Raw genomic sequence first — 12551 nt, forward strand, 5'->3', positions numbered from 1 at the left:
GAGACCTGCCTGATGAAACATGAAGTCATCGAAAGAAACGTCGGCCTGCTGGCCCTGCTGATGGTGTTTGCCGTGAGCATCGGCGGCCTGACCCAGATCGTCCCGCTGTTTTTCCAGGACGTCACCAACAAGCCGGTCGAAGGCATGAAGCCGTACACCGCGCTGCAACTGGAAGGCCGCGACATCTACATCCGCGAAGGCTGCGTCGGCTGCCACTCGCAGATGATCCGCCCGTTCCGCGCCGAAACCGAACGCTACGGCCACTACTCGGTCGCCGGCGAAAGCGTCTGGGACCACCCGTTCCTGTGGGGCTCCAAGCGCACCGGACCGGACCTGGCCCGCGTCGGCGGCCGCTACTCGGACGACTGGCACCGCGCGCACCTGTACAACCCGCGCAACGTGGTGCCGGAGTCGAAGATGCCGTCCTACCCGTGGCTGGTCGCCGAAAAGGTCGACAACAGCCACACCGACACCAAGATGCGCACCCTGCGCACCCTGGGCGTGCCGTACACCGATGAGGACATCGCTGGCGCTCGTGACGCGGTCAAGGGCAAGACCGAGATGGACGCCCTGGTCGCCTACCTGCAGGTGCTCGGCACCGCCATCAAGAACAAGAGGTAACCGGTATGGAAATGGACATCGGCATGATCCGTGGCCTGGGCACCCTGGTGGTGATGATCGCCTTCATCGGCCTCTCGCTGTGGGTGTTCAACCGTCGCCGCGACCATGATTTCGCCGAAGCGCGCCTGCTGCCCTTCGTCGACGACCGCCTGCCCCCCGCCGGGCAGGAACCTGCTGCCATGACTGCGGCTGTGAGGAGCAAAGCGCAATGACCACCTTCTGGAGTACCTACATCAGCGTACTGACCCTCGGCAGCCTGATCGGCCTGGCGTGGCTGTTGCTATCGACCCGCAAGGGCCAGAGCAACAGCACCACCGACCAGACCATGGGGCACAGCTTCGATGGCATTGAGGAGTACGACAACCCACTGCCCAAGTGGTGGTTCTGGCTGTTCGTCGGCACCCTGGTATTCGGTGCCGGCTACCTGGTGCTGTACCCGGGCCTGGGCAACTGGAAAGGCATCCTGCCCGGCTACGAGAATGGCTGGACGGGTGCCAACGAGTGGCAGAAGGAGATGGAAAAGGCTGATGCCAAGTTCGGCCCGATCTTCGCCAAGTACGCGGCCATGCCCGTAGAGGAAGTCGCCAAGGACCCGCAAGCGCTGAAAATGGGCAGCCGCCTGTTCGCCTCCAACTGCTCGGTGTGCCACGGCTCGGATGCCAAGGGTGCCTACGGCTTCCCCAACCTGACCGACCAGGACTGGCGCTGGGGCGGCGAGCCGGAAACCATCAAGGCCTCGATCATGAATGGCCGCCACGGCGTGATGCCGGGGTGGGCCGAGGTGATCGGGGAACAAGGCGTGGCGGACGTCGCCGCGTTCGTGCTGACCAACCTCGATGGCCGCAGCCTGCCGGAAGGGGTCAAGGCCGACCCGCTCAAGGGCAAGGAAATCTTCGCCAGCAACTGCGTGGCCTGCCACGGGCCTGAAGGCAAAGGTACGCCAGCCATGGGCGCGCCGAACCTGACCCATCCACAGGCGTTCATCTATGGTTCGAGCTTTGCCCAGTTGCAGCAGACCATTCGCTACGGCCGCCAGGGGCAGATGCCGGCCCAGGCGGAGATCCAGGGCAATGACAAGGTGCACCTGCTGGCTGCGTACGTGTACAGCCTGTCGCAGGCTGACGCCGCCGAGAACCTGACCGCCCAGTGACACCTCCGGGGCCGCTTGCGGCCCCTTTCCCCGCTCTACGCCCCCCTTGCACCCCCTCCGAACAGAACTAAGCTTGTTGCCCCAGTGGGCTTCGCTCCGTAAGGGCCGAAGCAGACGCGGTGCAGCCTGATGCCGCCCCTCAGAAAAAGCTTGACCGATCGATCAGAAAAAGATGAAAAACGGTACACATTACAAATATTTATTTGTGTACAATCGTCCTGACCCTCTCGCCGTGGGACACCGGCGAAAGGGCACGGACACGGGTCGGCGCAGGGATCCTTGCGTTGCCATAGCCCAAGTGGTTATCGATACTGGCGCCGATTTTTCGACCAACAAGAACACCAAAACCGTGGAACCTTAGAATGAGCACAGCAATCAGTCCGACTGCTTATAACTATAAGGTCGTCCGCCAGTTCGCCATCATGACGGTGGTCTGGGGGATCCTTGGCATGGGCCTGGGCGTCTTCATCGCCTCGCAGCTGGTGTGGCCGCAACTGAACCTGGACCTGCCCTGGACCAGCTTCGGCCGCCTGCGCCCACTGCACACCAACCTGGTCATCTTCGCCTTCGGTGGCTGTGCGCTGTTCGGCACCAGCTACTACGTCGTGCAGCGGACCTGCCAAACCCGGCTGATCTCCGACAGCATGGCCGCCTTCACCTTCTGGGGCTGGCAGGCGGTGATCGTCGGCGCGCTGATCACCCTGCCGATGGGCTACACCACTACCAAGGAATACGCCGAGCTCGAATGGCCGCTGGCGATCCTCCTGGCCATCGTCTGGGTCACCTACGGGCTGGTGTTCTTCGGCACCATCGTCAAGCGCAAGACCAAGCACATCTATGTCGGCAACTGGTTCTACGGCGCATTCATCGTGGTCACCGCGATGCTGCACATCGTCAACCACATCTCGCTGCCGGTCAGCCTGTTCAAGTCGTATTCGGCCTACGCCGGCGCCACCGATGCAATGATCCAGTGGTGGTACGGCCACAACGCGGTGGGCTTCTTCCTCACCACCGGCTTCCTGGGGATGATGTACTACTTCGTGCCCAAGCAAGCTGAACGGCCGATCTACTCCTATCGCCTGTCGATCGTTCACTTCTGGGCGCTGATCACCCTGTACATCTGGGCCGGCCCACACCACCTGCACTACACCGCGCTGCCGGACTGGGCGCAGTCGCTGGGCATGGTGATGTCGATCATCCTCCTGGCACCGAGCTGGGGCGGCATGATCAACGGCATGATGACCCTCTCGGGCGCCTGGCACAAACTGCGCACCGACCCGATCCTGCGCTTCCTGGTGGTGTCCCTGGCGTTCTACGGCATGTCCACCTTCGAAGGCCCGATGATGGCCATCAAGACCGTGAACTCGCTGTCGCACTACACCGACTGGACCATCGGCCACGTTCACGCCGGCGCCCTCGGCTGGGTGGCAATGATCTCGATTGGCGCGGTCTACCACATGATCCCGAAACTCTACGGTCGCGAGCAGATGCACAGCGTCGGCCTGATCAACGCGCACTTCTGGCTGGCGACCATCGGCACCGTGTTGTACATCGCCTCGATGTGGGTCAATGGCATCACCCAGGGCCTGATGTGGCGCGCCATCAACGATGACGGCACGCTTACCTATTCCTTCGTCGAAGCCCTGCAGGCCAGCCATCCTGGCTATATCGTCCGCGCCCTGGGCGGTGCGTTCTTCGCCAGCGGCATGCTGCTGATGGCCTACAACGTGTTCCGTACCGTACGTGCCGCCAACCCGGTACAGGCCGAAGAAGCCGCCAAGATCGTCGTCGTGGGAGCGCACTGATGAAGCATGAAGCCGTCGAGAAGAACATAGGCCTGCTGGCCTTCTTCATGGTCATCGCCGTCAGCGTCGGTGGCCTGACCCAGATCGTCCCGCTGTTTTTCCAGGACGTCACCAACAAGCCGGTCGAAGGCATGAAGCCGCGCACCGCGCTGGAAGTAGAAGGCCGCGACATCTACATCCGTGAAGGCTGCGTCGGCTGCCACTCGCAGATGATCCGCCCGTTCCGCGCCGAAACCGAACGCTACGGCCACTACTCGGTCGCCGGCGAAAGCGTCTGGGACCACCCCTTCCTGTGGGGTTCCAAACGCACCGGCCCGGACCTGGCCCGCGTCGGTGGCCGCTACTCCGATGACTGGCACCGCGCGCACTTGTACAACCCGCGCAACGTGGTGCCGGAGTCGAAGATGCCGGCCTACCCCTGGCTGGTCGAGAACACGCTCGACGGCAAGGACACCGCGAAGAAGCTGGAAGTGCTGCGTACCTTGGGCACGCCGTACAGCGACGCCGACATCGCCGGCGCCCGCGACGCGGTCAAGGGCAAGACCGAAATGGACGCACTGGTCGCGTACCTGCAGGGTCTTGGCACCATCATCAAAAGCAAACGGTGACGCTGATGGATATCGGGATGATTCGTGGCCTGGGCACCGTCGTGGTGATGGTGGCCTTCGTGGGCCTGGCACTGTGGGTGTTCAACCCACGGCGCAAGAAGGACTTCGACGAAGCGACCCAACTGCCCTTTGCGGATGATCCCGGGGCCAGCAAGCACGTCGAGCAAGCAAAAGCTTCTGGGAGCAAACAACAATGACAACCTTCTGGAGTCTGTACGTTACCGTCCTGACCCTGGGCACCATCTTCTCGCTGACCTGGCTGCTGCTGTCGACCCGCAAGGGCCAGCGCGAAGAGGCGACTGACGAAACCGTCGGGCATGCCTTCGATGGCATCGAGGAATACGACAACCCGCTGCCCAAATGGTGGTTCTGGCTGTTCGTCGGCACCATCGTCTTCGCCCTCGGCTACCTGGTGCTGTACCCGGGTCTGGGTAACTGGAAAGGCATTCTGCCGGGCTACGCCTACCTGGATAACGACAAGCAGACCGAGTTTTCCAACGGCCAGCCGGGCTGGACCGGCGTGCACGAGTGGGAAAAGGAAATGGCCAAGGCCAACGCACGCTTCGGGCCGATCTTCGCCAAGTTCGCGGCGATGCCGATCGAAGAGGTAGCCAAGGACCCGCAGGCACTGAAGATGGGCGCACGCCTGTTCGCCTCGAACTGCTCGGTGTGTCACGGCTCCGACGCCAAGGGTGCCTATGGCTTCCCCAACCTGACCGACCAGGACTGGCGCTGGGGCGGCGAGCCGGAAACCATCAAGACCACCATCATGGGCGGCCGCCATGGCGTGATGCCGGCCTGGGGTGAAGTGCTCGGCGAACAAGGCGTGGCCGATGTCGCTGCATTCGTCAGCAGCAAGCTCGACGGTCGCACGCTGCCGGAAGGCGCCAAGGCTGATGCCGAGAACGGCCAGAAGCTGTTCGCCGCCAACTGCGTGGCCTGCCACGGGCCGGAGGGCAAGGGTACGCCAGCCATGGGTGCACCGAACCTGACCCACCCGCAGGCGTTCATCTACGGTTCGAGCTTCGCCCAGCTGCAACAGACCATTCGCTATGGCCGCCAGGGGCAGATGCCGGCGCAGGAACAGCTGCAGGGTAATGACAAGGTGCATTTGCTGGCGGCTTATGTGTACAGCCTGTCGCACCAGGCTGAACCGGCCCAGCAGGCCGAGTAAGGCAGGCCAGGTCCTTTGCGGGGCAAGCCCGCTCCTACACAGGTATGTGTGATCCCTGTAGGAGCGGGCTTGACCCGCGAAGAGGCCGGCAAAAGCAGCACGAGATGACCTGGATCAATTGACACCCGCCATAACACGTTTCACACCACGAACCCAACGCGACTAAAGGTCGCAGCGCGATCCCATAGCGCCACCAGCGGCGTATCATGGACCGCAGCGCGCTAGCAGCATGCGCGAGACTGCGGCCGGCATGCACTGGCCGCGGCGTTTCTCCACTGCCGTGGGACTTGATGATGAGCAAGCAAATACCGGTACATGACGTCACCCCGCCTGCCAGCAAAGGGAAGGATTCCGTCGACCTCTACGCCGCTCGCGAGAAAATCTACACCCGCGCCTTCACCGGCATCTTCCGCAGGCTGCGGATGGTCGGCGGGGCCGTGCTGTTCCTGCTCTACTTCGGCACAGTGTGGCTGAACTGGGGCGGCCACCAGGCCGTGTGGTGGAACCTGCCGGAGCGCAAGTTCTACATCTTCGGCGCCACCATCTGGCCCCAGGACTTCATCCTCCTCTCGGGCATTCTCATCGTCGCCGCCTTCGGCCTGTTCTTCATTACCGTGTTCGCCGGCCGCGTATGGTGCGGCTACACCTGCCCGCAAAGCGTGTGGACGTGGATCTTCATGTGGTGCGAAAAAGTCACCGAGGGCGACCGCAACCAGCGCATGAAGCTCGACCGCGCGCCCATGAGCGGCAACAAGTTCTTGCGCAAGTTCGCCAAGCACAGCCTGTGGCTGCTGATCGGCTTTGTCACCGGCATGACCTTCGTCGGCTATTTCTCGCCGATCCGCGAACTGCTCACCGAATTCTTCACAGGCCAAGCCGACGGCTGGGCCTACTTCTGGGTCGGCTTTTTCACACTGGCCACCTACGGCAACGCCGGCTGGCTGCGCGAGCAGGTGTGCGTGTACATGTGCCCCTATGCGCGCTTCCAGAGTGTGATGTTCGACAAGGACACCCTGATCGTCTCCTACGACCCGCGCCGCGGCGAAACCCGCGGCCCGCGCAAGAAGGACAGCGACTACAAGGCCCAAGGCCTGGGCGACTGCATCGACTGTACGATGTGCGTGCAGGTCTGCCCCACCGGCATCGACATCCGCGACGGCCTGCAGATCGAATGCATCGGCTGCGCCGCGTGCATCGACGCCTGCGACAGCATCATGGACAAGATGAACTACCCCAAAGGGCTGATCAGCTACACCACCGAGCACAACCTCTCGGGGCAGAAGACCCACATGCTGCGCCCGCGCCTGATCGGCTATGCCGTGGTGCTGCTGGTGATGATCATCGGCCTGGGTACGGCCTTCGCCACCCGCTCGCTGGTCGGTTTCGACGTCAGCAAGGACCGCGTGCTGTACCGCGAGAACGCCCAGGGCCGGATCGAGAACGTGTACAGCCTCAAGGTCATGAACAAGGACCAGCGCGACCACGTCTACGTGCTGGACGCCGCCGGCCTGCCCGACCTGCGCCTGGAAGGCCAGCGCGAAATCCGCGTGGCTGCTGGCGATATCGTCAGCCTGCCGGTACAGCTGTCGATCGCCCCCGAGAAACTGCCCTCGACCACAAACGAAATCACCTTCATCCTCAAGAGCGCCGACGACAGCGCCGCCAAGGTCGAAGCCAAGAGCCGCTTCATCGGCCCACAGATCCGCTGACAGAGAGAACACTGACAATGCCTGCCGCCACCGCCGCCAGCCCCTGGTACAAGCACCTCTGGCCCTGGATCATCATCGGCATCCTGACCACCTCGGTGTGCCTGAGCCTGACCATGGTCAGCATTGCCGTGCGCAACCCGGACAACCTGGTCAACGACAATTACTACGAGGCTGGAAAGGGCATCAACCGCTCGCTGGACCGTGAGCTGCTGGCCCAGACCCTCAACCTGAAGGCCAGCGTGCACCTGGATGAGCTGACCGGCGAGGTGGATGTGCGCCTGAACGGCAACAGTGACCCGCAGCACCTGGAACTGAACCTGATTTCACCGACCCAGCCGGACAAGGACCGCAAGGTACTGCTCAGCCGGGTCGAGACCGGGCGCTATGTCGGCCAGCTGGACGACAAGGTTGACGGACGTCGGTTCGTCGAGCTGCTCGGTAGCCAGGACGAGCATGTGTGGCGGTTGTTCGAGGAAGAGAAGGTCGAGCATGGGGTCACTTTGCAGCTGGGTGACGAAGCCATCCAAGGTGCCGAGCACCTGTAGCAGCGCCAGCCAGCCGATTTGTGTAAGGCCATGAAGTGATGACCCAACCCACCCCCTGCTACCACTGCGCCCTGCCCGTCCCCGCCGGCAGCCGCTTTACTGCCGAGGTCCTCGGCGAGCGCCGGCAGTTCTGCTGCCCGGGCTGCCAGGCGGTGGCCGAGTCCATCGTCGCCGGGGGCCTGGAGCATTACTACCAGCACCGCAGTGACAGCAGCGCCAACCCCGAAGCGCTGCCTAAGCAGTTGCAGGACGAGCTGGCCCTGTATGACCGCAGCGATGTACAGCAGCAGTTCGTCCGCCATGCCGGCGACCTCGCCGAAGCCACCCTGCTGGTGGAAGGCATCAGCTGCGCAGCTTGCGGCTGGCTGATCGAAAAGCACCTGCGCAACCTGCCCGGCGTCGCCGAAGCCCGCCTGAACCTGTCCAACCACCGTCTGCTACTCAGCTGGGACGACCAACAACTACCGCTGTCCCGGCTGCTCGCCGAACTGCGCCAGATCGGCTATGCCGCTCACCCGTACCAGCCCGACCAGGCCGCCGAGCAGCTCGCCCGGGAGAACCGTAGCGCCCTGCGTCGCCTGGGCGTGGCCGGGCTGCTGTGGTTCCAGGCGATGATGGCGACGATGGCCACCTGGCCGGAATTCAACATCGACCTGTCGCCAGAGATGCACACCATCCTGCGCTGGGTCGCGCTGTTCCTGACCATTCCCATTGTGTTCTACAGCTGCGCGCCGTTCTTCAAGGGCGCCGCGCGCGACCTGCGCACCCGCCACCTGACCATGGACGTGTCGGTGTCGCTGGCCATTGGCCTGGCCTTCGGCGCAGGCATCTGGACGGCCGTCACCGGCAGCGGCGAACTGTATTTCGATACCGTCGGCATGTTCGCGCTGTTCCTGCTCACTGGCCGCTACCTGGAACGCCGCGCCCGTGAACGCACGGCTGCAGCCACCGCGCAGCTGGTCAACTTGCTGCCAGCGTCGTGCCTGCGCCTGGACAGCTACGGGCGGGCCGAACGCATCCTGCTCGGTGAGCTGCAGCGTGGCAACACCGTGCAAGTGCTGCCCGGCGCGGTGATCCCGGCCGACGGGCGCATCGTCGAAGGCCGCTCCAGCGTCGACGAATCGCTGCTGACTGGCGAGTACCTGCCGCAACCGCGGCGGGTCGGCGAGCGCGTCACCGGCGGCACGCTGAATGTCGAGAGCACGCTGAACGTGGAAGTCGAAGCCCTCGGCCAGGACTCGCGCCTGTCGGCCATTGTCCGCCTGCTCGAACGGGCGCAGACCGAAAAACCACGGCTGGCGGAAATCGCCGACCACGCTTCGCAGTATTTCCTGCTGTTCTCGCTGCTGGCCGCCGTGGCCATCGGCCTGTGGTGGTGGTACCTGGACCCGGCGCGGGCGTTCTGGATCGTCCTGGCCATGCTGGTGGCAACCTGCCCGTGCGCCCTGTCCCTGGCCACCCCAACCGCCCTCACCGCCGCCACTGGGACCTTGCACAAACTCGGTTTGCTGGTGACCCGCGGCCATGTGCTGGAAGGCCTCAACCAGATCGACACGGTGATCTTCGACAAGACCGGCACCCTCACCGAAGGCCGCCTGACCCTGCGCAGCATCCGCCCGCTGGCGGCACTGCCTGCCGACCGCTGCCTGGCCCTCGCCGCCGCCCTCGAGAACCGCTCCGAACACCCGATCGCCCGTGCCTTCGGTCGCACTGCCTGCCCCGCCGATGAGGTGCAGACCGTTCCGGGGCTCGGGCTCGAAGGCAGGGTCGACGGCCAGCCACTGCGTATTGGCCAGGCCACGTTCGTCTGCGCCCTCAGCGGCGCCGAAATCCCCGCCGTGCCGGAGCCTCGCGGCCAGTGGCTGCTGCTCGGCGACCGCCAGGGTCCGCTGGCCTGGTTCGGCCTCGATGATCGCCTGCGCGAGGATGCCCCGGCCCTGCTCACCGCTTGCCAGGCACGCGGTTGGCGCACGTTACTGCTGTCCGGTGACAGCTCGCCGATGGTCGCCGAAGTCGCCGCGCAACTGGGCATCGACCAGGCCATCGGTGGCCTGCGCCCGGATGACAAGCTCGAGCGCCTCAAGGCACTGCAGGCCGCCGGGCGCAAGGTGCTGATGCTCGGCGACGGGGTCAACGATGTGCCGGTGCTGGCCGCCGCCGACATCAGCATCGCCATGGGCAGCGCTACGGACCTGGCCAAGACCAGCGCCGACGCGGTGCTGCTGTCCAACCGCCTGCAGGCACTGGTGCAGGCCTTCGACCTGGCCCGTCGCACCCGCCGCAACATCATCGAGAACCTGCTCTGGGCGACCTTGTATAATGGCCTCATGTTGCCGTTCGCCGCGCTAGGCTGGATCACCCCGGTCTGGGCGGCCATCGGCATGTCGGTCAGTTCGCTGATCGTGGTGCTCAATGCCCTGCGCCTGACCCGCCTACCGGCGGCCGCGGGCCTGTCCGCGAACGCCCCAGAAGCTTACGGAAGGAAGTCGCCATGCCCGCCCTCTATGTGATGATCCCGGCCGCCCTGCTGCTGGTTGGCGTGGCCGTCTACATCTTCTTCTGGGCAGTGGACAGCGGCCAGTACGACGACCTCGAAGGCCCAGCCCACAGCATCCTGTTCGATGACCAGGACCCGCGTCACCAGGCAGCCGTCAAATCCGAAGAAACCGCAGCGCCAGACGTCAAGGAAGCACCACCCCGTGGCTGATCTGCTTCCCCTGCTCGGCTCGGCACTGGTGCTCGGCCTGCTCGGTGGCGGCCATTGCCTGGGCATGTGCGGCGGCCTGATGGGCGCGCTGACCCTGGCCATCCCGCCCGAGCAACGGGGCCGACGCCTGCGCCTGCTGGTGGCTTACAACCTGGGGCGCATCCTCAGCTATGCCTGCGCCGGCCTGCTACTCGGCCTGGCCGGCTGGGCGCTGGCCAGCAGCCCGGCGGCCATGGCCTTGCGCGTGGTGGCCGCGCTACTTCTGATCAGCATGGGGTTGTACCTGGCCGGCTGGTGGAGCGGGCTGACCCGCATCGAAGCACTGGGCCGAGGGTTGTGGCGGCATATCCAGCCGGTCGCATCGCGCCTGATGCCGGTGTCCAGCATGCCCCGCGCACTGCTGCTGGGGGCGCTATGGGGCTGGTTGCCGTGCGGCTTGGTCTACAGCACCTTGCTGTGGGCGGCCAGTCAGGGCAATGCGGGGTACAGCGCGGCGCTGATGCTGGGGTTTGGGCTGGGCACCTGGCCGATATTGCTGGCCACCGGATTGGCGGCGGAGCGGGTAAACGCGTTGTTGAGGCGGCGCAGCGTGCGCATGGCGGGCGGGGTGCTGGTGATCCTGTTTGGCCTATGGACGTTGCCTGGCCCGCACCAGCATTGGCTCATGGGCCACTGATGGGGCCGCAAGGCAGCCCCTGTGTGCCTTGATACAAATCAACACAGTTTCTTACAGACAGCCCTAGACTCCGGACATTGCTGCATCACCCGGGGACCGCCCACATGCTCGCCGACTTAAGCTGGGATGCCGACCTGATCCGCCGCTACGATCTCGCCGGCCCGCGCTACACCTCCTACCCGACCGCCGTGCAACTGCACAGCGAGGTAGGCTCGTTCGACCTGCTGCACGCCCTGCGCGAGAGCCGCCGGGCGGTGCGCCCGCTGTCGCTGTACGTGCACGTGCCGTTCTGCGCCAACATCTGCTACTACTGCGCCTGCAACAAGGTCATCACCAAGGACCGCGGCCGCGCTGCGCCCTATCTGCAGCGCCTGGAGCAGGAGATCCAGCTGATCGCCTGCCACCTGGACCCTAAACAGCGTGTTGAACAGCTGCATTTCGGTGGTGGCACGCCAACCTTCCTCAGCCACGTGGAACTGCGCCAGCTGATGGCCACCCTGCGCCAGCACTTCAACCTGCTGGATGACGATTCTGGCGATTACGGCATCGAGATCGACCCGCGCGAAGCCGACTGGTCGACCATGGGCCTGCTCCGCGAACTCGGTTTCAACCGCGTCAGCCTCGGCGTGCAGGACCTCGACCCGGCTGTGCAGCGTGCGATCAACCGCCTGCAGAGCCTGGAGCAGACCCGCACCCTGATCGAAGCCGCGCGCACCCTGCAGTTCCGCTCGGTCAACCTCGACCTGATCTACGGCCTGCCCAAACAGACCGTTGACGGCTTCGCCCGCACCGTCGACGAGGTGATCCGCCTGCAACCGGACCGCCTCTCGGTGTTCAACTATGCCCACTTGCCCGAGCGCTTCATGCCGCAGCGGCGTATCGACAGCAACGACTTGCCGACCCCGGCAGCGAAGCTCGAGATGCTGCGCAACACCATCGAGCAGTTGACCGCCGCCGGCTACCGCTACATCGGCATGGACCACTTCGCCCTGCCCGACGACGAGCTGGCGATCGCCCAGGAAGAAGGCGCCCTGCAGCGCAACTTCCAGGGGTATACCACCCACGGCCATTGCGACCTGATCGGCCTGGGGGTATCGGCGATCAGCCAGATCGGCGACCTGTACTGCCAGAACAGCAGTGACCTCAATACCTACCAGGACACCCTGTCCAACGCCCAGCTGGCCACCCAGCGCGGGCTGGTCTGCAACCACGATGACCGTTTGCGGCGGGCCGTGATCCAGCAGCTGATCTGCCATTTCGAACTGGACTACGAGCCGATCGAGGAGGCTTTCACCATCGATTTCCGTGGTTATTTCAACGACCTCTGGCCAGAGCTGCAGACCCTGCAGCGCGACGGCCTGATCAGCCTGGATGACAAGGGCATCCGCATCCTGCCCGCCGGGCGACTGTTGGCGCGCTCGGTGTGCATGGTGTTCGATGCCTACCTGGCGATGCACAACCGTCAGCGTTTCTCGCGGGTGATCTGACGCGCCAGTCGATCGACCGCATAGACAACCCCCTTGACCAGGCACACTATGGGCACACTAGGACTCCCG

13 protein-coding genes are annotated in these 12551 nt (G+C 64.5%); all 13 read left to right on the forward strand.

The features are described 5' to 3' along the window. Positions 1 to 12: 12 nt before the first annotated feature. The 13 genes from ccoO (APH28_RS06835) to hemN all read left to right on the forward strand — a co-directional run bounded on the left by ccoO (APH28_RS06835) (position 13) and on the right by hemN (position 12482). Positions 13 to 621, forward strand: a complete 609-nt coding sequence (gene ccoO / locus APH28_RS06835; protein WP_060508209.1) for a cytochrome-c oxidase, cbb3-type subunit II — start codon at positions 13 to 15, stop codon at positions 619 to 621. Between the two features lie 5 nt (positions 622 to 626). Further along, positions 627 to 833 carry a CcoQ/FixQ family Cbb3-type cytochrome c oxidase assembly chaperone gene (locus APH28_RS06840; protein WP_054884102.1) on the forward strand — a complete coding sequence of 69 codons (207 nt, stop codon included), beginning with the start codon at positions 627 to 629 and terminating at the stop codon, positions 831 to 833. Then, a complete protein-coding gene (gene ccoP, locus APH28_RS06845; RefSeq protein WP_060508210.1) occupies positions 830 to 1771 on the forward strand; it encodes a cytochrome-c oxidase, cbb3-type subunit III in 942 nt (313 codons plus the stop codon). The genes APH28_RS06840 and ccoP (APH28_RS06845) overlap by 4 nt, the downstream gene beginning before the upstream one ends. 362 nt (positions 1772 to 2133) lie before the next feature. After that, positions 2134 to 3576 (forward strand): cytochrome-c oxidase, cbb3-type subunit I, encoded by a 1443-nt coding sequence (gene ccoN, locus APH28_RS06850; RefSeq protein ID WP_060508211.1) that lies wholly within the window; start codon positions 2134 to 2136, stop codon positions 3574 to 3576. After that, entirely contained in the window at positions 3576 to 4184 is a 609-nt protein-coding gene (ccoO, locus tag APH28_RS06855; RefSeq protein WP_060508212.1) for a cytochrome-c oxidase, cbb3-type subunit II, read from the forward strand. Before ccoN ends, ccoO (APH28_RS06855) begins: the two co-directional genes overlap by 1 nt. 5 nt (positions 4185 to 4189) lie before the next feature. Continuing rightward, positions 4190 to 4381, forward strand: a complete 192-nt coding sequence (locus APH28_RS06860) for a CcoQ/FixQ family Cbb3-type cytochrome c oxidase assembly chaperone (RefSeq protein WP_027921276.1) — start codon at positions 4190 to 4192, stop codon at positions 4379 to 4381. After that, positions 4378 to 5358, forward strand: coding sequence for a cytochrome-c oxidase, cbb3-type subunit III (ccoP, locus tag APH28_RS06865; RefSeq protein WP_060508213.1), 981 nt, complete (start codon positions 4378 to 4380; stop codon positions 5356 to 5358). Before APH28_RS06860 ends, ccoP (APH28_RS06865) begins: the two co-directional genes overlap by 4 nt. A gap of 293 nt (positions 5359 to 5651) precedes the next feature. Further along, positions 5652 to 7067, forward strand: coding sequence for a cytochrome c oxidase accessory protein CcoG (ccoG, locus tag APH28_RS06870; RefSeq protein ID WP_060508214.1), 1416 nt, complete (start codon positions 5652 to 5654; stop codon positions 7065 to 7067). A gap of 17 nt (positions 7068 to 7084) precedes the next feature. Further along, complete coding sequence (locus APH28_RS06875; protein ID WP_060508215.1) at positions 7085 to 7612, forward strand: FixH family protein; 528 nt, start codon at positions 7085 to 7087, stop codon at positions 7610 to 7612. A gap of 38 nt (positions 7613 to 7650) precedes the next feature. Beyond that, a complete protein-coding gene (locus tag APH28_RS06880) occupies positions 7651 to 10122 on the forward strand; it encodes a heavy metal translocating P-type ATPase (protein WP_060508216.1) in 2472 nt (823 codons plus the stop codon). Further along, complete coding sequence (gene ccoS, locus APH28_RS06885) at positions 10104 to 10319, forward strand: cbb3-type cytochrome oxidase assembly protein CcoS (RefSeq protein WP_060508217.1); 216 nt, start codon at positions 10104 to 10106, stop codon at positions 10317 to 10319. Before APH28_RS06880 ends, ccoS begins: the two co-directional genes overlap by 19 nt. After that, positions 10312 to 10995, forward strand: a complete 684-nt coding sequence (locus tag APH28_RS06890; RefSeq protein WP_060508218.1) for a sulfite exporter TauE/SafE family protein — start codon at positions 10312 to 10314, stop codon at positions 10993 to 10995. The genes ccoS and APH28_RS06890 overlap by 8 nt, the downstream gene beginning before the upstream one ends. 104 nt (positions 10996 to 11099) lie before the next feature. Continuing rightward, a complete protein-coding gene (gene hemN, locus APH28_RS06895) occupies positions 11100 to 12482 on the forward strand; it encodes an oxygen-independent coproporphyrinogen III oxidase (RefSeq protein WP_060508219.1) in 1383 nt (460 codons plus the stop codon). Positions 12483 to 12551: the final 69 nt, after the last annotated feature.

The organism is Pseudomonas sp. NBRC 111124, from assembly GCF_001320245.1.
Taxonomy (GTDB): domain Bacteria; phylum Pseudomonadota; class Gammaproteobacteria; order Pseudomonadales; family Pseudomonadaceae; genus Aquipseudomonas.

Excerpts from the sequence above, each read along its gene's own strand:
- ccoG (WP_060508214.1), top strand. The coding sequence starts at position 5,652 with ATGAGCAAGCAAATACCGGTACATGACGTCACCCCGCCTGCCAGCAAA.
- hemN (WP_060508219.1), top strand. The coding sequence starts at position 11,100 with ATGCTCGCCGACTTAAGCTGGGATGCCGACCTGATCCGCCGCTACGAT.
- ccoP (WP_060508213.1), top strand. The coding sequence starts at position 4,378 with ATGACAACCTTCTGGAGTCTGTACGTTACCGTCCTGACCCTGGGCACC.
- ccoO (WP_060508209.1), top strand. The coding sequence starts at position 13 with ATGAAACATGAAGTCATCGAAAGAAACGTCGGCCTGCTGGCCCTGCTG.
- APH28_RS06880 (WP_060508216.1), top strand. The coding sequence starts at position 7,651 with ATGACCCAACCCACCCCCTGCTACCACTGCGCCCTGCCCGTCCCCGCC.
- ccoN (WP_060508211.1), top strand. The coding sequence starts at position 2,134 with ATGAGCACAGCAATCAGTCCGACTGCTTATAACTATAAGGTCGTCCGC.
- APH28_RS06875 (WP_060508215.1), top strand. The coding sequence starts at position 7,085 with ATGCCTGCCGCCACCGCCGCCAGCCCCTGGTACAAGCACCTCTGGCCC.
- APH28_RS06860 (WP_027921276.1), top strand. The coding sequence starts at position 4,190 with ATGGATATCGGGATGATTCGTGGCCTGGGCACCGTCGTGGTGATGGTG.
- ccoO (WP_060508212.1), top strand. The coding sequence starts at position 3,576 with ATGAAGCATGAAGCCGTCGAGAAGAACATAGGCCTGCTGGCCTTCTTC.
- APH28_RS06840 (WP_054884102.1), top strand. The coding sequence starts at position 627 with ATGGAAATGGACATCGGCATGATCCGTGGCCTGGGCACCCTGGTGGTG.
- ccoS (WP_060508217.1), top strand. The coding sequence starts at position 10,104 with ATGCCCGCCCTCTATGTGATGATCCCGGCCGCCCTGCTGCTGGTTGGC.
- ccoP (WP_060508210.1), top strand. The coding sequence starts at position 830 with ATGACCACCTTCTGGAGTACCTACATCAGCGTACTGACCCTCGGCAGC.